Origin of the sequence: Vibrio nigripulchritudo (assembly GCF_027924785.1) — a bacterium.
GTDB classification, from domain to species: domain Bacteria; phylum Pseudomonadota; class Gammaproteobacteria; order Enterobacterales; family Vibrionaceae; genus Vibrio; species Vibrio nigripulchritudo.
In genome coordinates, this window is the sequence record NZ_AP027049.1 from 1,282,039 (window position 1) to 1,305,737 (window position 23,699).

16 protein-coding genes are annotated in these 23,699 nt (G+C 42.8%); 11 read left to right on the top strand and 5 right to left on the bottom strand.

The window, feature by feature from the left end; all coding sequences use genetic code 11:
* Positions 1-160 precede the first annotated feature (160 nt).
* The 6 genes from QMG91_RS06135 (at position 161) to QMG91_RS06160 (ending at position 8,513) form a co-directional block, all read left to right on the top strand.
* The gene (locus QMG91_RS06135) at positions 161-370 is read left to right on the top strand and encodes a hypothetical protein (protein ID WP_281829624.1); all 210 of its coding nucleotides are present in this window, start codon (positions 161-163) and stop codon (positions 368-370) included.
* Positions 371-982: 612 nt separating this feature from the next.
* A complete protein-coding gene (locus QMG91_RS06140; protein WP_281829626.1) occupies positions 983-2,713 on the top strand; it encodes a DEAD/DEAH box helicase in 1,731 nt (576 codons plus the stop codon).
* 8 nt (positions 2,714-2,721) lie between these two features.
* Positions 2,722-4,695 carry a UvrD-helicase domain-containing protein gene (locus QMG91_RS06145; RefSeq protein ID WP_281829628.1) on the top strand — a complete coding sequence of 658 codons (1,974 nt, stop codon included), beginning with the start codon at positions 2,722-2,724 and terminating at the stop codon, positions 4,693-4,695.
* 313 nt (positions 4,696-5,008) lie between these two features.
* Positions 5,009-6,223 (top strand): hypothetical protein, encoded by a 1,215-nt coding sequence (locus QMG91_RS06150; RefSeq protein WP_281829630.1) that lies wholly within the window; start codon positions 5,009-5,011, stop codon positions 6,221-6,223.
* Between the two features lie 68 nt (positions 6,224-6,291).
* Positions 6,292-6,666, top strand: a complete 375-nt coding sequence (locus QMG91_RS06155; RefSeq protein WP_281870196.1) for a three component ABC system middle component — start codon at positions 6,292-6,294, stop codon at positions 6,664-6,666.
* On the top strand, positions 6,663-8,513 hold the full coding sequence (locus QMG91_RS06160) for a DUF3732 domain-containing protein (RefSeq protein WP_281870197.1): 1,851 nt from the start codon (positions 6,663-6,665) through the stop codon (positions 8,511-8,513). The genes QMG91_RS06155 and QMG91_RS06160 overlap by 4 nt, the downstream gene beginning before the upstream one ends.
* A gap of 128 nt (positions 8,514-8,641) precedes the next feature.
* On the opposite strand, the gene QMG91_RS06165 is transcribed toward QMG91_RS06160, so the two are convergent.
* Complete coding sequence (locus QMG91_RS06165) at positions 8,642-9,547, bottom strand: 1-aminocyclopropane-1-carboxylate deaminase/D-cysteine desulfhydrase (RefSeq protein WP_281829636.1); 906 nt, start codon at positions 9,545-9,547, stop codon at positions 8,642-8,644.
* 349 nt (positions 9,548-9,896) lie between these two features.
* On the opposite strand from QMG91_RS06165, the gene QMG91_RS06170 reads away from it, so the two are divergent.
* Positions 9,897-11,459, top strand: coding sequence for an ArnT family glycosyltransferase (locus QMG91_RS06170; RefSeq protein ID WP_409351253.1), 1,563 nt, complete (start codon positions 9,897-9,899; stop codon positions 11,457-11,459).
* Complete coding sequence (locus tag QMG91_RS06175; protein ID WP_004400885.1) at positions 11,450-11,857, top strand: GtrA family protein; 408 nt, start codon at positions 11,450-11,452, stop codon at positions 11,855-11,857. Before QMG91_RS06170 ends, QMG91_RS06175 begins: the two co-directional genes overlap by 10 nt.
* A 77-nt stretch (positions 11,858-11,934) precedes the next feature.
* Here the strand turns inward: QMG91_RS06175 and QMG91_RS06180 are convergent, their stop codons facing one another.
* The 3 genes from QMG91_RS06180 to QMG91_RS06190 form a co-directional block, all read right to left on the bottom strand.
* The gene (locus tag QMG91_RS06180; RefSeq protein ID WP_281829638.1) at positions 11,935-14,172 is read right to left on the bottom strand and encodes a YgiQ family radical SAM protein; all 2,238 of its coding nucleotides are present in this window, start codon (positions 14,170-14,172) and stop codon (positions 11,935-11,937) included.
* A 152-nt stretch (positions 14,173-14,324) separates the two neighbouring features.
* Positions 14,325-17,843: an ATP-binding protein gene (locus tag QMG91_RS06185; protein WP_281829640.1), complete on the bottom strand. Its 3,519-nt coding sequence runs from the start codon at positions 17,841-17,843 to the stop codon at positions 14,325-14,327.
* Positions 17,840-18,868 carry an ABC transporter substrate-binding protein gene (locus tag QMG91_RS06190; RefSeq protein WP_281829642.1) on the bottom strand — a complete coding sequence of 343 codons (1,029 nt, stop codon included), beginning with the start codon at positions 18,866-18,868 and terminating at the stop codon, positions 17,840-17,842. The genes QMG91_RS06185 and QMG91_RS06190 overlap by 4 nt, the downstream gene beginning before the upstream one ends.
* A 309-nt stretch (positions 18,869-19,177) precedes the next feature.
* Between QMG91_RS06190 and QMG91_RS06195 the strand changes: the two genes are divergently transcribed.
* The 3 genes from QMG91_RS06195 (at position 19,178) to QMG91_RS06205 (ending at position 22,731) form a co-directional block, all read left to right on the top strand.
* Positions 19,178-21,655: a sensor domain-containing phosphodiesterase gene (locus QMG91_RS06195; RefSeq protein WP_281829644.1), complete on the top strand. Its 2,478-nt coding sequence runs from the start codon at positions 19,178-19,180 to the stop codon at positions 21,653-21,655.
* 107 nt (positions 21,656-21,762) lie between these two features.
* Positions 21,763-22,437 carry a hypothetical protein gene (locus QMG91_RS06200; RefSeq protein ID WP_281829646.1) on the top strand — a complete coding sequence of 225 codons (675 nt, stop codon included), beginning with the start codon at positions 21,763-21,765 and terminating at the stop codon, positions 22,435-22,437.
* 93 nt (positions 22,438-22,530) lie between these two features.
* On the top strand, positions 22,531-22,731 hold the full coding sequence (locus QMG91_RS06205; protein WP_004402346.1) for a DUF4250 domain-containing protein: 201 nt from the start codon (positions 22,531-22,533) through the stop codon (positions 22,729-22,731).
* 21 nt (positions 22,732-22,752) lie between these two features.
* On the opposite strand, the gene QMG91_RS06210 is transcribed toward QMG91_RS06205, so the two are convergent.
* Positions 22,753-23,664: a LysR substrate-binding domain-containing protein gene (locus QMG91_RS06210; RefSeq protein ID WP_004402345.1), complete on the bottom strand. Its 912-nt coding sequence runs from the start codon at positions 23,662-23,664 to the stop codon at positions 22,753-22,755.
* Between the last annotated feature and the right edge of the window lie 35 nt (positions 23,665-23,699).

A 23,699-nucleotide genomic window follows, 5' to 3' on the forward strand; every position in this document is an offset into this window, starting at 1 on the left:
AGTCGAACAAGCTTTTGGCAGACAAGATGAAGCGCATCAATGCAATTCAAAAGGATGTCTTTAATCTTAAAACACCGATAAGGCGGTCTTACACAGCGTACCTAGATAAATGGATTGAAGCGGTTTTGTCAAATGACCCAGAGACAGCGAAGAGGTTGCATTGACTATTCAATCTGATTATCCACTACGAGTTACCCGGGATAAACAAGCTGCCGAAGACTACGCACGTGCGCTGCAAAATACCATGCACGAAGGAAACAAGCTAAAAGATACATTTAGAACAGGGTGGTTGATGTCTAGCCAGGACAGCAAGTTCATTGAAGAAGTGCAGAAGAGTAAACATAAACCAGGAAAGCATAATGAACCTTAGTATGTTGAACCACCAAGATCCGAAAATTCATGCTGCCAGTTTGATGCGGCTTGCACCGAGTTTAGTTGCCGGGGTCTGGAGTTGTCATGAGCACTGTTCAACTGGGCGCAAGACATAGCATATCGTAATGGAAAGCTGGTGGTTGCTGAACGACGTCAGTACGAGCATAACACCGAGGGTAGTTAAAGGGTATTACTCAGCCGCGGGTGTAGTGGACTAGTGATTAAGTGTGATGACCAGGAAACGTTCGAATACTTGAAACAATGTGGTATGCAAGTGATGTAATTTGTTATCGCACATTGTTTAGGCATTCGTTTAGTCTTGCAAACAAATGAAGGAGTGGGGTTATACGCAGGAAGATCAACGCTTATTAATCCGTCAAGTTGATCGGTAGGTACCTAGAGTAAGCTAATAGCTGCATTAGGCATGATTTCTAAATTAGGTTATACCATGGCTGACTAGTATAAACCTGTTGCACATAACACTTTCGTACCACTCTATTTGACGTTATGAAAGTTCCATATGTAATGTTGTGTTTAACTTATTGTTGCTATTGATTTTATTTGCCTTTCGGATGAAAGGTTTGGTTTAAATCACTTTTGAGTTAAACAAATGGAATTACGAAGTGTTCTAACTGATTTGAGAAAGTTTGTCGAAGATGAACATAGAGCAAACTATGAAAAACTGTATGAAGTCTGGGAGAAACCGCTCACCCAAAAACTTACAAAAGGTGAGTCTCAACAAATTCGTTATGTCCGAAAAGAAGGTAAAAATCATCTGCTTGTTACCTTGGGCGAAAATGAGTCGAGATTTCGTGAAGGGGACATGATATGCCTTCATTTAGGTGAGCCGAGCAAAAAGAGGCATGTTCAGCAAGGTACCATCGAAGCAGAAAATGAAGATGAGTGGTTGGTTCGAGTCCACCAAATAGATGACCAAGAGCTGCAGGAGGTTATTTCCGGTTGTTATGCTGATCCAGACACGATGGATCTAAAACCATTTTATGATAAGGCATTGGATGAAATAGCCGAGTCCAAACGAGGTAGAGAAATAGTACTACCGTTGCTGGCAAATAAGTTGGATACAGGTTTTATCTTTGAAGATGATTACGATGAAGCAGCTGACTTTGCCGAAGAGTGTGGTTTAAATGAGCACCAAGCGGATGCTGTTGGTAAAGCTGTTGCTGCTAAGTACTTGGCTTGTATACAAGGACCTCCTGGGACCGGAAAAACGAAAGTAATCAGTCTGATTACAAAGCTATTAGTAGAGCAAGGCCAACGAGTATTGATGACTTCACATACTCACATGGCAATAAACAATGCCCTTAATAAGATCGCTGGTGAAAACGTTCCAGTGATCAAGGTTGGAGCAAAAGGTTGTACTAAGGGCCTTGATAAGAGTGTTAAGCATTTTGAATATGGTGATGATTGGGAGCACAAACCTGATTCTGGGTACGTGATTGGTGCAACTCCTTTTGCAACGTGCAGTTCAAGGTTAGAGCAATATGACTTCGATACAGTCATTTTCGATGAAGCAAGTCAAATCACTCTTCCACTAGCAATTATGGCAATGAGAAAGGCAAAGCGATTTATATTTGTTGGTGACCACAAGCAATTACCTCCAGTAGTACTTTCGGTCTCTGTTCTGGATGACTGCTCTATCTTTTCGCGGATGATATCTGGTAACCCTGATGTTTCAGTGATGCTTAGCCAAACATATCGTATGTGTCACGCTCTATCTAGTTGGCCTAGTCAGATCTATTATTCTGGGCGTTTAGTCTCGGCTGGCCCCAATGCTAAGCGCACTTTCAATCTGCCTAATCAGCCTCAAAAGTATGCTGAAGTCTTATCTGCTGAATCCCCCTTTGTGTTTATTAAGTCTCCCGCGATAAATGCACGAAATGTTAATAGGTCTGAAGCTGAACTTGTAGTTGAGCTAATTGAAACTGCAATTGAATCAGGGTTGAGTGCTGGTGAGATAGGTGTAGTAACGCCTTTTAGGAGCCATGCTAAAGCTTTGAAATCTCGACTAGCAGATAGGAAAGGTATTTTTTCGTCCGAGACTATTATTACTGATACAGTTGAAAGAATGCAGGGGCAAGAAAGAGAAATGATCATTATTTCTCTTTGTTCCACCGATCCTCAGTACATAAGTGCTATCGCTGGATTCTTTTTTCAAGCTGAACGCTTAAATGTAGCAATCACTCGTCCACAAACAAAACTCGTATTAGTTGGTCCTGAGATCTCCAGTTCTTTTCTCCAAGAGTCAAATGACGAGAGCTTACTTAAAAGAGTTGAAGAATATCGCTCTTTGATTAACTCAGGACATAAATATAATAATTAGGAAATGTTATGGCACAGATGGAATCAATCACGGGCTTAGATCGTAAGGTTAGAAGGCATTTTAAAAAAGTACTCAGTAGATTGTCAGACGAATTCATTATCCGAGAACCATTACTGGATGAATCAAAAGTTGCACCAATCGTATTGGAAGGACCTTGTAAAAGTTGGTTGATGATTGGTTGGCACGAAAAGCAGCCAGGTGAAACTGAGCTTGCAAAATGGGGGCGGTTCAATTCAGCTTTACAATCTATGGGATATCAACCAATCAAGTATCTTGCTGTAGTTGAAGAGGAATTACAACAAAAGGCAACATGTGAAGATCAGGCTTATAGATTCATCCATATCCTTGACCAAAAGGGCTTTTATATAGATGGCGAGAAGCAAATTGTTGACCTTTTGACTGAGTCTCCACTTGAAAAGTACTACTGGGTAAAAAAGACACTTTTCCCTGAGTCAGCAATCCATTCTCGATGTACGACGAGGAGGAGCGTTTCAAGAGTGGATAATACAGCAAGTCTGCAACAGTTTTTCTTAGATTATGACCAAGAGTTGGCAACTCGTTTTGACATGCTTGAACAAGCTGACTCTAGCGAAGAAAGTCAAGATGATTTCTCTGTAAGGCTCATTAATGGGGTTGCTGGTAGTGGGAAAACACTGATCTTGATAAATCGTGCTATGGCATTTTGTAAAAAGCACCCTGATAAGAAAGTATTACTCGTTATTCATAACAAACCAGTCACTTCAGATATTAAGCATAGATTTGAAGAGTGGCTAGGTGGAGCCCCTTCGAACCTGAAGATCGAGACATTTCATCAATTTGCTCTAAATCAGCAAAAGAAAGTTTCTAATAATTGGAGGCTCACCCCGTTATTTGGAGACAAAGCTGTAGAGCCCCTTCGCGCTCAAATCTTTTGCGATACCAATGAGAGCTACACTCAATTGAAGTTAACTGATGGGCAGATCTGGTCCGAGTTAGAGTATATCAACGAATATCTAATAAAAGATGAGGATGAATATTTAGAATATGAACGTCAAGGCAGAGGCTTTGCTCTTCAAAAATCGCAGCGTATGCATATTTGGAAGCTCTACGAAATGGTAGTTCAGACAATGTCTAGTCCTAAAGGTTATTTACCAAGCCTTTATGTTAAGAACTTAGCTTTACTCGAAGATACCACTGGGTTGGAAAAGTTTGATCATATTTTGGTCGATGAGGCTCAGTTCTTTGCGCCTTCGTGGCTCCAGTTAGTCAAGATGTCGTTAATTTCAAACGGTGCAATATTTCTGTGTGCAGACCCTAACCAAGGCTTTCTAAAGAGCCGATTGAGTTGGAAAAGTGTTGGTTTCAATGTTCGAGGGCGAACAAAAAGGCTAAATTATTCATACCGTACTACTTATGAAATTATGGTTGCTGCGAATGCATTGATCGAAGGTATTGAAAATGACGCTGATGATTTCGTAAAGCCGGATTTAGAAAGAATGGTGAGAGGAGTAAAACCTCAGATAATCTATAGTCATACTCTTCAAGATGAAAAGACTCGTTTTTTAAATGAGTTAAATGAATGTTGTAGATCCGACGATATACCTCTTCAACAAATCATGGTGCTTTGCAGTGGTAGCTATAGTCCTTGGAGCCTTAAACGCGATATTGAGAACACGCTAGGTAAAGGATCTGTGGTTAACTGTAATGATTGGAAAGACATTAAAGATAATATTGGTGGGAAAATCCGCCTAATGAATATTAACAGTTGCACAGGGATGGAATCAGGAGTGACGTTCGTTCTTGGGGCTGGTGAGCTGATGAATCAAGCTAAGAATATTGATTTAGATGATGCTGAAAGAGAACTCGCTCAACAAGAATCCCTTAGAAAACTATATGTATCAATGACTCGTGCAGGGCAACGACTCGTTTTGTTTAGTACTGAGAATTTACCGGAGCGGATAAACGAATATGTTGAATTGTCAGGTGTTGCGCTAAGTCAATAGTAGTCAGGACATAAAACAATCCGCTTAGCGGCTCTCTAGAGTGGTTCGTTGCTAATATCTTGGACTTGGTGCTTAAGTAGAACTCAAAAGCCGGATATGACAATGATACTTATCTCATGATAGAAGTGGTCATTTTATTGACTCCCAAAATGCAAAAGAGAAGATGGATATAGTGAAGTTGGTGGGTGTTGTATCGGGCATTGATTTCGAACTCGTTCGAGATAAGTAAGCAGAAAGCGGCTCTTACTCAAAAGGCTTCTTGGTTTAACATCTAACGCATCATAGTGATGCGCCATTTTAGTTTGGAGGAAATTTGAGCTATTCACTTGATGTTTCCAGCGAATATGCAGCTGGTGCTAGTGCTATTGGTTTTAACTTTCAAGAGTACTTTTTCTTATTAAAACTACTAAATTTAAAATCTGGTCAAACTGTAGGGTACGAATGTAAAGATGATGTTCATACCGAATTAGAAAATGATGTTCAAGTACTCTATCAGTTGAAGCATACTGTGCAAACTAAAGATAATGGTGATCCTATTAACCTTAGGACATTAGACTCAGATCTGTGGAAAACCTTATCTAATTGGACAAGTATTATTTGTGATGTTGAACTGAGAAAAACCAAAGAAAGCCAGTTACATTTCTTAGAAAAGACATATTTTGTATTGGCTTCAAATAAAAGTGAGTCACGTAATAATAAGTTGACAAAAATTATTTCTCAACATAAGTCTGGACTAATTGATATAGGGGAAGTGAGAGAGGAAATAGAAGCAATAAAATTAGACACATCCGATGAGTTAATTGCTAACTACATGTCTAATTTTCTCATGTTAGATGATTATTTACTTTCAAAGTTCATATATTCAATCAGCATGGAGCTAGAGATTGACAATATCGTTGATAGTTGCAAAGAAGCTATAAAAGAAAAGATGGTAGGAGATAATGATCTAGATCTGACTCTTAATTTTCTTTGTGGTGCCATTAATAATGATAAATTCTTTGTCATAAAGAATAATGGGCATTATTCACTTTCTTTTGATGAGTTTCGTTTAAAATATCGTTCATTATTTGACCGTATGAGTAGTAAGAACTTAGTGATTGAACCATATCAATCAGAACTTAAAGATACTGTTGAAGAGCAGATTTTTATTAAGCAGTTGATTGATGTTGGAGATGTAGTTAGTACTGACAGTGAATTGATATATGAATATACAAAACAAAAACTAAAGGCACTCTCAAATATAAATAGATGGTTAAACAATGGTGAGATTACCAGCATTGATTTAGATGAACTATTCTCAGATGCAAAATTAAAATGGAGAAATACACATCGCTCGTCTCATCGTGATACGAAAGATAGTGATTCTGATAAAAATAATGCTCTGAAAGTATTGGATGTAATGAGAGACTATGAACTTGAATTGTTAGGTAGTAACCTAAAAACTTCTCTATCAAATGGATATTATTATCATTTGTCAGATATTCCAGAAGTAGGTTGGATAAAAAAGTGGGAGGTATATAAGAAATGATATTGCCGTATAAGAACTTTCCATCTTGCGTTTTAGCTATTTATTCAGTATTAAGGGAAACTGAAGTAATGACTATGACTCAGGCAACTATCGTTTATGCGCTTGTTTCAGATAAAAAACTACTTTCTTACTTATCAAAGAAAGGAAGAATAGTTAGGAATGTAGAGCAGCTGGTAATAGACAATCCTGATAGCATATCGAACTTTAGTAGTAAGTATATAAGTTATATCCCAGTTGTATTTAACGCGATCCAATATTTGAATGATATGGATTACATAGATCTAAAGGAAGAGAACTTAGTTCTAAAGAAAAAGAAAGAAATACCGAAACCATCCGAGATAGGAAAATCTGCAGATAAATACTTCAAATCTTCTAAAAATATATCAAATATTTTGTCTGATAATATAAGTGATGTTTTTTTGAACTTAAGGATTGAACTGTGAACTTTTATATACACAAAATTGTAATTTGGTTGAAAAATGGTAGTAAACGTGAAGTCGAGTTCAAAAACAATAAAGTAAATATTATTACTGGCTCTAGTAACACTGGTAAAACTGCGATATTAGATATTCTTGATTATTGTTTTTTTGCTTCTGAAAGTAATATTTCAGAGAGTGTTATAAATGAAAGTTCAGTATGGTATGGAGTTAAAGTAGGAATAAATGACAAGGACTTTACCTTAGCTCGTAAGGCACCGAATAGAAATAAAGTATCTAATGAGTATTATTACTCTCCGAAAGGCTATATCCCAGAAGAAGTCACTGAGACAGTACCTGGTGCTTGGGTAAAAAAAATATTTGAATCTGAGTTCTCTATAGATGGAAGTGCAAAGATTAGTTATGGAAATCGTTTCATTAAGTCAAATTCAAAAATTTCTCTACGATATTTTCTTCTATTTAATACGTTGTCTGGAAACATAATTGAAAACGACGAAGATGTATTTTTTGATAAAATGACACAGGATAGATATCGTAACGCCTTACCTAGAATATTTGATTTAGCTGTTGGTATTGAAACAATAGAAAATATCCTTAAGAAGGAAAAGATCGAAGATATCGAAAGAAAAATATCTCGATTAGTTAAAAAGAAAGAAAAGTTAAATGATGGAGAAGACTCCTTCAGGAAAGAGCGCCTTGAATTAATTGGTGAGGCTAAGGGGTTTCTTCTAATCCCTCAGGATTTGAATGAAGAGGATGCTTGGGGAAAAATAAAGCACTACGACTTTGAAGCAGAACTTAGTTCAGAATCTGGAACAGTCAGAGAAAAATTGGAAAGGGATTATTTTGATAGTGTTAGGAAACTAAAAAAATTAAGAGAATTTGATTTAGAGTACGATCGTTATAAAAACTCTTTAAAAGATCTCTCTGATGAGCTTAAACCGGTAACATATTTACTTAATAGCGATAAAGACTTAGTTAAGACATCCATATTCTCTGAGATTTTAGATTCATTTAAATATGATATTGGTCAAATTAAGAAGCAGCGAGTGGGCAAAACTCCCATATCTATTCAGGTTAGTGACGAAATAAAATCACTAGAAAGTAAAGTAGAAGAGTTAGGTTTAGAGCTGCTAGCATATCCCAAAGATTCGTCATCTTTTCAAAACATGAAGGACAAGTATTTCTTCCTTGGCAAGTTACATGAAAAATTAGGATTATTCGAGGAAAATAATGAGAGTGTTGATTATAGTGACAAAATTGATTTCTTAGAAAAACAACGCTCTGAGATAGAGGTAGAAGATACGACAGAACGTAAATCACTAACCATTCGTACCATTGAAGAGATAATAGAAGACTATATTGAGTTTGTTGGCAGTGCGTTGGAGAACTATCGGGGCTATCTTCCCGCGTTTAATTATTCCAACAAGTCGTTGCATCTTCGTAGACCAAAGTCAACTCATACCGAAAACATCGGGAGTAGTTCTAACCATATGTTTTTGCATTTATTTTTTAGCTTAGCTATGCATGAGATAGCGTTTAACAATCGGTCTCCATTCATTGCTCCATTCTTGATAATAGATCAACCTAGTCGTCCTTACTATGGTGAGGAAAACAATGATGAAAAATTTAAAGACCAGAGTGATGAAGCAAAGATCACAAAAGCAATTGCTCTGTTAGACAAATTTATTGCAGATAGGATACAGAACAATGGAAGTTTTCAGTTCATTGTCTTGGAGCATATACCTAGACGAATTTTTGAAAAGATGAGCAACGTTCATCTTGTTGAAGAGTTTAGAAACGGCAATGCTCTGATTCCCACATTAAATGTTAGAGTCGACAATAGCAACTAGTACTATATTTGTGATGTTTGACACAAAAATGTCATATGTGAAAGAGTGCGTAGTTCCGAAAGTCGACTTGCTCACTGTCCGCTACATCCAGAAAAGACGCCTTTGGACGTCTTTTCTACTTTCCATCGTCACTCCCCAAACTTCCTCAAATACCTGGGCAACATAGTTTCGTTACCTAGCAACCCACCTTGGTGTACGTAGAGTAGCGCCCCATGCTTTTCCTTTTCGTACTCTTGTATTACGCATCGCCACATCAGCGGGTCGTAGAGTAGGTCAAACTCCACATCGGTTTGTGTTTTTAGCTTGTTCCAAATTTCAAAATCGACTTGGTAGAGTTTGCCGAAATGGTGCTTTTTTCCTGAATCGAGAATGGTGGGAAAGCTGGGTTCTTGAAGCGATTGCCATTGCTGTTTTAAATAATCGTTTCCGCCCACGCAGGCACAGGTTAAAACTTGGATGTTGTATGGCTTTAAGTGCTTTTGAAGGTAAAGCGATGTTGTGCCAGTTCCGGATGGCAGTGCGACGGTGAGCTTGTTGATATTTTCCTCTTGCTGCAATGTGACTATTTCTTTTGCTAGTTGCTTTACACCAAACTCGGCTAAATCACATCTTCCGCCTTCTGGTATAAATAAGCACTTTTCATCGGGCTTTCTTATTTCGTGAATGTAGCGCTCGCAGCTAAGCCCGTTCGGGGTAGTTTGCTTACTCAGGTCAATGATAGAGGCACCAAGCTCAAGAGCGGCGCGATAGTTTCCCTTTGGGTTTTCCGTCACATAACTTGGAATATGGTCAACATAGTATTCCAGCTTCCACCCTTTTAGTTTGGCTAGTGCTGCTAGTGAATACAGTGAGTTTGCCTGAACAGAACCGTATCCGATGAGCATGCTAATGCCTTGTCGCCCTTCTTCTAACAACTTCATGAATTTTCGTGCTTTGTTGCCACTAAATTGAGGGTGCAGAAGCTCGTCTCTTTTTAGGTAAAAGGGAATGTGTTCGAACTGGTGATATGTGACCGGACTGGCAGAGAGTTTCATTGAGGTAAGCAGTTAGATAAAAAAGCAATCTTACCAATTTTTAGGGAAGATTCGGCAAATTCAGGTCATCGCTTCTTAGGCGTAACATTTTCTTTCTGAATACTGCATCTTAAAGTGACTTGGGTATATAATGCTGCCTTCGTGCGATATCGAGCGCACGGTTTAGACCTACATCTGCAGTAAAACTGAGTTTCTACAAGCCTTACTCTTTTTTGTTTGAGTCAGGCGATAGTGTTTTTGTGTGTCATTGAGCAGGTCTAGGGATTCGAATTCAATCATATAAAAGAATGAACTTACTCAAGTTTTGTATATCTCAGGGTAGGGCATTTGAATTAATAGAGGTAGAGAAGTGAAGCTAACTTCCAAACATTTATGGTTTTTGCTAGGAGCAGCCTTGCTAATCAGGCTTGTGTCTCTTGGCATCATGCCATTAATGGATACAACTGAAGCGAGATACGGCGAACAGGCTCGAATTATGGTGGAAACAGGAAACTGGTTAACACCTATGTTCGATTACGACGAGCCATTTTTAGGCAAGCCGCCTATGTTTACATGGCTAAGTGCCGTGGGTATTGAAGTTTTCGGTGTGTCAGAGTTTGCAGTGCGATTCCCTCACTGGGTTGTTGGCGTAATGACTATCGCATTAGGTTGCTTCTTCGCTAAACGAGTAGGCATCGACCCACTTAAAACTGCGGTAGTAATGGCTACCATTCCAGTTTTCTCTATCTCCTCCGGCGCTGTTATGACCGATATGGCGCTTACGTTCTCTTTAACCCTTGCCATGATCGGCTTCTTCTTTAGTTGGCAGGGCGAACGAATCTGGGGCTACATTGGCTTCATTGGTTTAGGGCTGGCACTGCTTTCTAAAGGTCCGATGGCGATTGTTCTGATGGGGCTTTCTATACTGCCATTCCTAGCGATTCAACACGGTTTCGTTGGTGCTTTCGTTCAACTTTGGAAACGCATCCCAATTGTGGGTGGTCTGGTTCTGATGTGCGTGATTTCGTTCCCTTGGTACATCATGGCGGAACAGGCGAACCCAGGGTTCCTTGAATACTTCATTGTTGGTGAGCACTTTAACCGGTTCTTAGTAAGTGGTTGGGAAGGGGACCGTTACGGTAACGCTCACGACGAACCACGCGGCATGATCTGGCTGTTCCTGATGCTGGCAGCATTGCCTTGGTCTGTGGTTTTGCCTTTGCTTGCGGTGTTCCGCTTTACCCGATTGAAAGAGAAGCTGTCTGAACTTCCGGGTGTGTTTGTCTTCCTGCTGTTCTGGGTGCTATCGCCACTCATTCTGTTTACTTTCTCAGGAAACATTCTGGCGACTTACGTTCTGCCGGGTATGCCAGCGTTCGCTCTATTGGTCGCGTATCTGACGGAAAGTAAAGTCAGCTACAAAGTCACTTTCTTTAAGTTCTTAGCGATTACTGGTCTCGTGATTACCGCGGTTTCTGTTTACGTCGCAACAGAGCTTAAGAACGATGCAATCATCTACTATGTTGCGGGTGCTGCCATTCTGGTTGCTGGGATCGCGTTCCTGTTTAAAGATAAAACGTTCAACTTCAACTGGTTTACGTTTACGTCTTACATTTCGCCTATCATCCTGATCATTGCGATCTGCGTGGTGATGTTTAAGACAGGTAATGAGCGAAGCGACAAGATGTTGTTTGTCGATGTGGATCATTCTAAGCCGACTTTCTATGTGGAAGGTGGTCGTCCGTTCTCTGGTCAGTACTACAGCTTTGGTCAAGCCAAGCGCCTTCACAATATGGACCAGCTAAAGGGGCATGAAAACGGCTACTACATTATTGGTCCTAACGAACGTATTGAAGGGTTTGTCGAAAGACACAACCTAAGCTGTACGTTTGAAGTGGCGTCACCTAAGCGTTCTCGTTACCTATGCCAGTAATTTTTCAGCATCGTCTGTTTAAATTTGCGCTTGTCGGCGGTATCGGCTTTGTTGTCGATACCGCTGTGTTTGCGCTGTTTCTGTATGTCATTGAAACTCCGATTTTTGCAGCCAGGGTGATAGCCTTTATTGTGGCTGCGACGGCAACCTGGCTGGGCAACCGTACGCTCACATTTGGTGATCGCGAGAAAACCGACAAGGCAAAACAGTGGCAAAAACACATGGTTGCGGCCGCTTTTTCTGCCATCCCTAATCTAGGTGTTTTCAAACTGGTGATTGCGATATTTGGCGAGCAGGGCTACATGCCATTTGTTGCCCTTGTGGCAGGTATTCTGGTGGGAATGTTCAGCAACTACTTCCTGAGTTCCAAGTGGGTGTTTGCCGACAAACAAGCTTAGAACTTAACAGAATTGGATATTAAAAATGCGACCACTTGGTCGCATTTTTATTGGAGTAAATTTAAGGTCAACAGACTCTAAGCTCGGCTTCTCTGCTTGTGTTTAGGTTTGTTGTTCCCTTTTGGTTTAGGTTTCCCTTGCTCTCTGGAATCCTCTTTCTGCGCTTTTCCTTTACGTGCCTGTTCTTTGCGAGCTTGGTCTTTACGAATATCTGGCTGGTTTTTCGTGTGTTTTGTTGCAAAGCGATTCGCACCGTGGCGACCAGAGCGTCTGCGCTGTGCTGGTGTTTTCGAATCCACGTCTTCAGCAGGGATCAGGCAACCCGGTTTGTCACCGATAAGATGTTTCTTACCCATAGATATCAGAGCCTCCCGAATCATTGGCCAGTTTGCTGGATCGTGATAGCGCAACAGGGCTTTGTGAAGGCGACGTTGCTTTTCACCCTTGGCAACGGGAACATCCTCACGCTGTTTGTACTTCACTCGCTTAAGCGGGTTGGTTTCCGAATAGTACATAGACGTGGCATTACACATCGGAGAAGGGTAGAAGTTCTGAACCTGATCGCACTCGAAGTTGTTGGCTTTTAACCACAACGCCAGGTTGACCATGTCTTCCTCTTCTGTACCCGGGTGGGCAGCAATGAAATAGGGGATCAGGTACTGCTTTTTACCTGCTTCTTTGCTGTATTTTTCAAACATCTCTTTGAATCGGTCATAGGTGCCCATGCCCGGTTTCATCATTTTGTCCAGAGGTCCTTTTTCGGTATGTTCAGGAGCAATCTTCAGATAACCCCCTACATGGTGAGTCACCAGCTCTTTCACATATTCAGGAGACTCAATAGCCAGATCGTAACGTACACCAGAAGCGATCATCACTTTCTTGATGCCTTTTACCTGTCTTGCCTCGCGATACAGATCAATGGTGTGTTTGTGGTCGGTATCCAGTTTGTGGCATATTCCCGGGAACACACACGATGGGCGACGACAGTTAATTTCTGCCTTAGGATCGGAACAGCCTAGTCTGTACATGTTCGCTGTCGGGCCACCAAGATCAGAGATAGTGCCAGTAAAGCCCGGTACTTTATCGCGAATCTCTTCCAGCTCATTGATGATCGATTCTTTAGAACGGTTTTGAATGATTCGACCTTCGTGCTCAGTGATAGAACAGAAGGAGCAGCCACCAAAACAGCCACGCATGATATTGACCGATGTCTTGATCATGTCATAAGCCGGGATTTTTGCTTTGCCATACATCGGGTGCGGGACACGTGCATAAGGCAGCCCGAACACAAAATCCATCTCCTCGGTGGTAAGAGGAATCGGCGCCTGGTTCACCCAAAGCTCGCGGTCACCATGCTTTTGGATGAGTGCGCGACCCGAGTACGGGTTGGTTTCCAGATGCATGATTCGGCTAGCATGGGCGTACAGAATGCGATCGTTTTTTAGCTTCTCAAACGGTGGTATGCGAACTGCGGTGGTTTTGGCATCGTGTCTTGATGGCTGAACGGCGACAACCTTGGCTTTCTCTTCTTCTTTTGGTTTCGTCTCGCACTGAGTTTCAACCTGATACGGATTGGTTGGTACAAATGCTTTGCCGGGCTTTTCGATTCGGGAAGAATCGATGACTTTGAAATGTTCAGGCGCTGTCGGTAGGTTCACCGCGGTGCCCCGAATGTTGGTTAATGTGGTGATGTCCTCGCCATTTGCAATGCGGTGCGCGACTTCCACCAGCGCACGCTCTGCGTTACCGAACAGCAGAATATCGGCTTTGGCATCAAACAAAACCGAGCGACGAACTTTGTCAGACCAATAATCGTAGTGTGCGATGCGTCTAAGGCTGGCTTCAATACCACCCAGAACAATTGGAGCGTCTTTATAAGCTTCGCGGCAGCGTTGTGAATACACCAGTGTTGCGCGGTCGGGGCGTTTTCCGCCTTCGTTATTAGGAGTATATGCGTCGTCGTGGCGAAGTTTTTTGTCGGCGGTGTAACGGTTGATCATGGAGTCCATGTTGCCCGCAGTAACACCGAAAAACAGGTTAGGTTTTCCTAACTCCATAAAAGCGGATTTATCCTTCCACTCTGGCTGTGCCAAAATGCCAACACGGAAACCTTGTGATTCAAGCAGGCGACCGATGATTGCCATACCAAAACTTGGGTGATCGACATACGCGTCGCCCGTCACAATGATGATGTCGCAACTGTCCCATCCAAGTGCGTCCATTTCTTTCCTGCTGGTGGGAAGAAATGGGGCGACGCCGTAGCACTCTGCCCAGTATTTTGGATATTGGTTGATAGGAGTTGGTGTGTTGTGCATTTTTTAACCTCAGCGTTAGGAGGCGGGAATTATAACGGCACAAAACCCTTCTGACTAGGTTATCATTTTACATGAGAATTATTCGCATTAACTTCGCCGTAAAGCCTTGTTCAGAAAGGCTTCAGGGAAATTAGTTACAGGTAGGAAATAGGTCAGTTTAGGTACTGGTTTAGCTTGGTAAACAGCAACTCCTGCTGGCTTGAAATACGAGATATGATTGCCGCATCAGGGGCACTGTTTTCAGTTTTTACGTGCTGTTCGATTTCATCCATCACCGAACTGAACCTCTGAGCCCCAATCAAGCTGCTGGTTCCTTTCAGAGTGTGCGAGTGAATTTTTATGTCTTCAACGTTATCCGCGCTGATCGCTTCAATCAATTGCTCAATTTGATCGGGTGCTTCTTCCACAAACGCGCTGATGACCACGTTCAATGCCATGTCGTCATGGTAAACCCGCTCCATCGCATCGCTTTTATCCCATACTCGCCCCAGCTCTGTGTCTTTCTCGTCCATATCCGGTTCACTGGATTCTTCAGTGTATGTAAGTGAAGACGCATGGCTAAGCCATTTAGACAATACTTCTTCCAGACTATCAGGGTTTACCGGTTTACTGATGTAGTCACTCATTCCGGCGGCGAGGCATTTTTCCATGTCGCCTTTCATGGCATTGGCAGTCATTGCAATAATGGGGATACCTCTGTACTGCTTTCCGCCCTCTCCATCGCGAATTGCCATTGTTGCTTCATAGCCATCCATCTCTGGCATCTGACAATCCATTAAGATGAGCTGGTAAGCGCTGGCTGGTTGGTTCAACGCCTCCAAAGCCTCAATTCCATTGCCAGCAATATCCGAGTGAATTCCGATGTTTTCCAACATGCCCTGTGCAACGATCTGGTTGATGTCATTATCTTCAACCAACAAAATTCGATTTTCTGATAAATTCTGCATTCTGGATTCCTTTGACGTTGCATGCAGGTTCTCATCTGGAACCTCGTTATTATTGTGTGTGTCCGTTGTCTCTTCTGTGATTTCACCGTGTCGAAGCACGACAGAGAAATGGAAAGTCGAACCTTTGCCCCATTGACTTTCTACTCGGATCTCTCCATCCATCAATCTGCACAATTGCCGAGTGATGGAAAGCCCCAGCCCAGTGCCACCAAACTTTCTGGTGGTTGATGTGTCTGCCTGAGTGAAAGCATCGAACAATCCTGCAAGCTGCTGCTGTTTTATGCCAATACCTGTGTCCTTGATTGAACAGTGAAGCTGTAACGTTTCCTCGTTTTGGGTGTCAACCCAGGCTTTGACTTGCACACTGCCTTCCGAGGTAAATTTAAACGCGTTGCTGGTCAGGTTGTTCAGTATCTGGCTGAGGCGTGTTGGATCGCCTTTTACTTTTTGAGTGCTTATGCCTTGGGTGTCGATGTCGAAAAGCAGTGCTTTCTGAGTGGCTTTGAGCTGGTGGATTTCTTTTATGTGTTCAAACAGTTCTAACAGGTCAAAATTCACTTCTTCCAGATCAAGCTTGCCTGCATCTATCTTGGAGAAATCCAATATGTCGTTAATGATGGTGAGCAATGATTTTGCACTGGACATCGCGAGACCCAATTGCCGTACTTGCTCTTCTTCTAATGCGGTTTGGCTCAGGAGTTCCAGCATGCCTAAAACGCCATTCATTGGCGTACGGATTTCATGGCTCATATTGGCAAGGAACTCGCTCTTAGCAACGGCGGCTTCTTCCGCTTTGTTTTTGGCATCAACAATGGTTTTTTCATGCTCAATTTGGTCGGTTATGTCCCTGAAGCTCCAAACCCGCCCAACCAGCGCACCTTCTTGCAACATTGGGTGAGAAATGCGTTCTATCACCCGCCCGTTTCTTAAGTCGAGAGTGTCAAACGAACGCTCCAGGCTGCCAGACGACAATTGCTCCGGCGACAGTGTGAAAGAGGCGGGATCAACAAGCTGGTCACGAACATGAGAAATGAAACTCAGCGAGCCACCTTCATCTAAGTATTGATTAGGTAACTGCCACATTGCGCAGAACTGCTGATTCATTTTCAGGTAATTGCCATGCCTGTCGGTGACCAGCAGGCCGTTGTCTGCTGAGTGCAGAATGGTCTCCATCAGGGAGAGTGTCGCTTTAAGTTTGATTTCCGACTCTTTGATGTTGGTAATGTCTTCAACCGAAACAAAGATCCCTGCGACTTCATCATCAACAATATCGGGAATGTACGTTGCCCGAATGTGTTTTTCCTGCCCGATGCCAACCGACATGTGGCTTTCAAACTGATTTTTGTTTCCTTCCAGCGCTTGTTGTACGAAAGGGTAAACCTCGTTGAAAATCGTTTCCCCGAGTACGATCTTAACGTGCTGATTGAGGATTTCTGATTCTGGTATGCCAAACCAGTCCTGATAGGCTTTGTTCACAAATCGGTAGTGCAGATCTTTATCGACATAAGAAAAAAGCTGGGGAGCGTTGTCACTGATGCCGCGAATGTACTTGTTGGCTTCTGCCAGTTGAATGTCTTTGATTTCTTTTTCTTTTAATGCAGCTTTTCGGGCGAATATTTCTTCATTCAGACGTTCTATAGAGGTTGTTTTCGCCTGTAATCCATTGACCATGCCATTGATGGCATTCCCTAGTTGTGCGAGTTCATCGGTGCCTAAATTGGGGATATTGACGTTCAAATCACCCTGACCAATCTGATTAGCAGCTTGATGTAAAACGGCAAGCCGGTGCAGAACCAGATTTCGCAACAGGATGACGATAACAATGGCAATCACCACGCTGCCTACAAAAAAAGAGAACAGTACAAAATGGTTAGATTCGTAAATGGGCTGAAACGCTGAATCTTTGTTGTAAACCACGATGGCTTTGATCACCGCATTGGTTCTGGCGAGGGGCTGGCTGGTTATTAAATGCTGTTCTTCTGGCTGATAAATCTGCCCAGTCTGATACCTGGGTGGAAGCGCACCCATTTGCGAATATGAAGCGTAAATTTTGTCTTGGATGTCTGTAAGCAAAAGCAGCTCCAAAGGTCGTCCTGCACTGGTTATAGAACGGGTTACTTCACTTAACAGGTTGTAAGCAATTTCAGTCCAGTTAGCTGAAATGACAACCTTGCCAAAGGTTTTTCCTCTGACTTGTATGTGCGCAATAAACCATTGGGATAAATGCTGATCCATTCCAAGCTCGGGAAGATAGGGATCCAGTATTACCTCGCCAATCACAGTTTTTGTGCCGTCAGACTCTTTGTACATCGGATGAGAATGAACACTCTCTAGCAGCAGTTTTTCTCCGTTAATCTTCTTGCCCTGATGATCCCGAGTTGTCGTGGCAAACACCGTGTTTTCTTCATCCAGCACCAGAATGTAGTTAATGAAGGGATAGATTTCGAGCTGATCGTTAAGAATCTGATTGATTCCCCGGTTTTCCAGCAAATCCAGCGCTTTGGCGATATCTCGGTTTCGGGCAATGACTTGTGCAATGGCAACGTTATTCTCAATGCTATTGTTGAGCGCATTCAGCGCATATTTGGAGTCAATGGTCATCTCATTGAACAACCGCTCCGACATGTCTTGCTTGGTACTGGATACGAGCAGATAACCCATAGCAGCCATAAGCATACTCAGGGTAGAGATAACGGTGAGAACAACTTTGGTGGTCAGCTTCATTCTGAAACCCAGGTGACCATGTCACCAATATCATCAGGAATGCGGATGTTCAGAAGTTGCATGGCTTTTCGGTTCACCAGAAACTGCGGGGGTTCCTGTAACTCAGAGGACAATTGAGTTGGAGGAGTGTTATTGATTAATATTTGCCCGGCTTTACGCCCCGCAATTTTGCCAAGGGTATAGAAGTCGGCGACAGGTCCAAAAGTCGAACCTTTCAGAATCCCGGATTTGTTGGAGCTTAATATCGGCACCTTAAATTCGTGTGACACCTTAATGAGTGCTTCTTCACCACCAGACTGCATCAGAGTGTCTGTGGTTGTCATAAACGCATCGACTCGCCCGGCGTATTGCTGCGCAAGCCCAGTAAGCTGGGGGATACTTTCTACAGAAATGATATTGGCTTCTATGTTTTCTCGCTTAAGAAGGCGGAGCATGTTCGCTGCCTGAATCTTAGAGTTAGGCTCGCCATCTCGGTGAAATATGGCGATTCTCCGGGTATTGGGCAGAAGCTTTTTCAGCAGCGTCACATAGTGTTTGTTGGAGACATAATTGCTGGTTCCAACCAGGTTGTTTCCTGAATATTCAAAGGATTCAATCAAGCCGGAATCGGCAGGGTAGGTGACCACTGAAAAAACGATAGGGGTACTGGCAGGCAACAGTTTTTTTACCAGTGTAGTCCCTGTTGTGGTGACGGAAAAAACCAGATCGGGGCGAGCTTCTTTTAGCTTGAGAGTACTGTTTTGTTTTTGTTCTTCTCGCGTTCCCGGATCGCCAGTGATCAGCGTAAGGTTTTTACCTTCTAACAGACCAAATTCTGCGATGCCGTCTTTAAATCCTGCGACGCTGCTTTCATAACCTCCCCAGGTGGCTAACCCGATTGTGAATTGCTGGTTCTTATCTGACGCCTGACAGTAAAAAGAAAGGATGAGTGAAAATAAAACAGTCATGGGCAGATGCATTCGGAATCTTGGTTTCCAAATCGATTCATGAAGAAAAGCGAACTGAGCTAAAGCGAAACGTTCCATTTCCAGTGTCTCTTTGTATCTAATTTGATTGAATTACGGTTCAGAGGCGTTAACTACTTATTTTTAGTTCTAAAGATAAGGCTAGGAGAGATTGAAGTTGTTTCAAGTTTGAGAGAGAAAAGATTCCTTTCAAAATTTCGTCGAATTGGTGCGCTCTAGGGAAAAGCGACCAGCTTCACACCTCGGGACTTTTTTTGGGTTAAAACCTGCTTTTTCAAACAAATGCTGATCCAGTCACGCGACATATTCATACGGTTTGCTTGAATGTATTTATGATTCGTATAGTTGCAATGTAAGGAGTTGCGCCAAATGGATACATCGCTGATTTCAATGTTGAAAGCCATGAGCATCTCTTACGGTGAAGAGGAAGGTAAACCGGGGTATAAACCTGCTCAGTGGCAGTGGAATGCAAAGAGCGATGAATTTCAGTTTATCGACACCTATTTGGTCGAAATGATCAACTCCAGGCTAAATGTGAGAACCATTTCTGGTCTGTTGGATATCATGTCGGCTAAGGACAGGAAAAAATTAGTAAACGCACTTCAGTCCACTCACGAATGCAACTCCAAACGTTCTCTTTTCAGCGTGCTCACTCCTTCTAAAGGTTTCATCATTTATTGCGAGATCGAAGTCAGTCACGCGAAAGGAGACGAACTTTACGGGCATATTCGACCCCTGTTTTATCTTTCTTCAATGTACGAAATGGGGCAGATTTTTCAGGCTGTTTTTGAAAATCGACATCATGGCATTGTTATCACCGACAGCGATACCCGAATTCTGGCTTGCAACCCTTACTTTATCGATCGCTCCGGATACGAACTGAGTGAACTGCTGGGTAGAAAGACGAATCTGTTTAATGCAGGAAAACACAGTGATACATTTTTTGAGGAAATCTGGCGACAGGTTTATCGGGAAGGGCACTGGAGTGGCACCATACTTTCTAAGCGAGCGAACGGAGACACCGAGCCACAAGACCTGACCATTCAAAAAATCGAAATGGCAAACGGGAAAACTTATTTTGTCGGCTTCACCGTGGACCTGTCTAATCATTTGTACCGGATTGCAGATACGGAATACGGCGGGATAGAGTTACTCACTCAGTTGCCCAACGAGAACGAGTTTGGGATTAAACTTGCAAATCTGGTTCGTCACTATTCATCTTCTCACACCATTATTGTACTGGCTGTCGCTCCGGACTTTGATGAAGCTTCCACTCTCGATCAACGTGTTGCCTTTTCTAATGCTGTTGCACAGGTCGATGACCACTACCTTTGTGGATACAAGGGCGACAATCTTTTTGTTTGCGCACTTAAGTGCCCGAATTCTGGTAATCGAGTTCGAGCCATTCACACCGAAATTCGCCGCTTTATGGCGGCTATTCGCCAGTTCGGTAATGAACATCTGTTCCAGCTTGTCGCCAGAGGCAAAGTAGGGGTATCAGTATTGGGCTACGATACGTCAAATCCCAAAATGCTGGTCACCCACGCAACACAAGCCATGTTGGAGCAGCACTCCAGCAAGAAAGGCAACAATATCAGTTTCTTTGATCGCACCATGCATGAAGAAACGGTCAGGCGTAAGAAGCTGGAAGAAATTCTGACCAACTTCATTAAAGACGAAAACATCGACGTTCACTTTCAGCCAATTGTTTCCACCGAGACATGGCAGGTCGTGAAGTTTGAAGCTTTGTGCCGTTTTCCCAGCTCCGAAGGGCTTCGCTACACACCACAGGAAATGATCAATATTGCCGAAGATTTGAATCTGGTTGCGGCGTTAGACAAGATCATAGGATCTAAGTCATTAAAATATTTAAGTAAAATCCATCAGCATTTTGGTAAACACGTTGGCATTACCATCAATCGTTCTCTGAACACCAGAATGAGCGCCCAACAGGTTTTAACGAATGCGCTGAATATGGTTGAAGAGTCAGGCGTGAATCCCAAACTGGTGACGATAGAGCTGACTGAGAGCGCCTATTTCGATAGCGAAGACAGCCAGATTGAGGCATTAAAAGCGTTACGCCAGAAAGGGGTACAGGTTGCGATTGATGACTTTGGTACGGGATATTCTTCGTTTACTTACTTGAGTAATGGACACTTTGATTACCTGAAAATTGACCGAGAGTTTATTTTTAATATTGAAATCGGTAGCCACAAATATTTTATTGTGAAGATGCTGGTGGATTTGTCTCATACACTTGGGGTAACTGTGATTGCAGAGGGCGTTGAGACAATTCAGGAAATCGAAGTGCTAACCGGGTTAGGGGTCGATTACATTCAAGGATATTACTTCTCTAAACCTGTCCCGATTGCTGAGATTGAACGTGCACGTCACTATTTGAATAAGAGAAATGAGCTAAGGGCTTACACATTACCCAAGCAAGGGGCGGGGATACTCAGTCTGCATGAACAGATGTCACCGTTTCTGGAACCCAGTACAGCGATGAAGGAAGTCCACGAGATTTTCATGAGAACCGATCTGGATGTTTTGGTTGTGACAGACAGCCAGCACTGTGTCGGAGTTGTTGACCGAGAGGTGTACAACCTGCATATGACCCCAACATTCGGCACTAAGCTAGAAACTCAACGAGATTCCCAAATTCTGAAACGCAAGCTAAGTCAGGTTATGAAGACGCAATTTACCGTTCTGAGCCATGCCACTTTGCTAAAAGATGTTCCCGGTCTGGTCAATAAAGGTGTGCCGCTTCCATGGGTAATCGCCGGAGATAAAGGGGAATGCCTGGGTGTGGTTTCTAAAGCCAAAGTTCTTAAGTTCTTGGCAAAATAACCTTAGCTCTGAATACTTGAAAAGTATTCCCTGTTAGAAAACGGCGATCTAGCGATTTGAATCTGCTATTATCCGTGCCACAAAAATAGAACAGAATCACTGAAGAAATGTTGGATTACCTTCTTGCTCAACTGCTCCCAATGACTCTTGGAGCACAACTTGTTATCACCCTTGTTTTGCAGAAAGGGGATATATGCCCCGGTCAAAGAGGTCGTTTACATAAGCTTCTTCCCGCTTTTATCGCCTTATGGATCGCCACCTCGACGTTAAGCCTGTTAGGTCTCGTTACCGCTGGATTGCTGGTTGCCTTCTATTCAAAAGTTCAGACGGGTAAAACGCGTAACACAGGGTCATTTCTGGTGCTGAATGTTGCTGGAATCGCAGGTTTGGGAGCACTTGTACATCTCATCTTGAAAAGCTTCACCGTGTGGGGAGGCGTTAGCGTTGCAATATCTAGTATTTTACTTGGAGCAGCCTTCGCACAACTTCTGCTAGTGATTTCTCGTTCAAGGTTGCAGGCTTTCCATCGCATTTTACCTGTAGTTGGTGTAACAAGTGGAATGCTGTTTGCCTTAGTGTCTCTACTGCAGGCTTATCAGTTATCACCTGAAGCCATAGAGCATTTTACTACTCATATTTTAGCGGGCTTTGCCATGCTGATAACTGCGATACTGGTGTGGTGCTGGCATATCATCTTTGCCCAGTCTCCGACTAAGGTGCAGTTGGGCGTCACTATCTGCTGTTTGATTGCGTCACAATATGGATTCCAGTCTTTGATTTAAGACAGTTTCCTGTCAATTACAATCCGCTCCTAATGGCACAATTCTCACTAAGCGCTAATCTTAATTATAGAAAAGCGAAATGGAGAAAGTGCCATGGACTTAAGTAACATTACCAATTTAGATAGCATCATTTTGCTGGGTATTGTGAACGAAAAGCTCCGCTTGGAGTGCGACTCATTTGAAGAGTTAGTCACAACTTACGAAATGGACGTAGAAAGTTTGATTGGCAAGCTGGATGTAGAGGGTTACCAATACGATCCTCTTACCAATCAGTTTAAGTCTTACGAAAGGTAAATAGGGTTTAAATCCCTTTGTTTACGCCAGCTTAATTCCCTCAAGATGGCTTCTGCATTGCTGACGTGCGGTGTTGAAGAAAGCTTGTAGGTATCTTTTTTTGCTTTCATTGCTGCGGGTTGCCGCAAACAGCCGACGCCAAAGCCCGTTCGAAAGAGGCTTACTGGTAATTAACCCCTGACGAGAGAATTCAATTACCGCCCAATTAGGCAATGCAGCAACGCCCAGCCCGGCAGAGACCATTTGCACCAGCATTAACGTGTTGTCGCACTGCTTCCATTTGGCGGGTTCGACACCTGCGGGTTGCAGGAAGTGCTTAACAATATCCAGCCGCTGCTTTTGTACCGGATAAGTGATGATGGTTTGATCCTCTAAATGGTGAGGCTCAATACTTTCTAACTCGGCTAAGGGGTGGGTGGTCGAAGTAACTAATCTCATCTCAAAATCAAACAGAGGTTCGTAATGGACTTCAGACTTAGGTTGAATGTCTGAGGTGATAACCAAATCAAGCTCGCCACTAAGCAGGGCAGGTAAAGGTTCAAAACCGAAGCCGGACGAAAAATCTAAAGTCACGCTTGGCCATGCCAGTTGATATTCTTTTAGTGCTGGCATTAGCCATTGGAAGCACGAATGGCACTCGATTGCCATGTGCAATCTTCCATTCACATCTTCTTTCAAGCTTGCCAGTTCACTTTCCGCCATTGCCAGCCTTGGCAATATTTCGTCTGCCACTTTCAACAGAATCTCGCCTTCTGAAGTGAATTTCACCGGACGGGTTTTGCGTAAGAAAAGCTGACCACCAATGCGGGATTCCAGATCTTTTATCTGATGTGATAAAGCCGATTGAGTCAGGTGGAGCGCGGTCGCAGTTGCGGTCAAAGAGCCTGTATCTCGCAACGACGTTAATGTTCTTAAATGTTTGAGTTCTATCATGAGCTTTTCTCACCAATCCATGTTCGCTATGACAT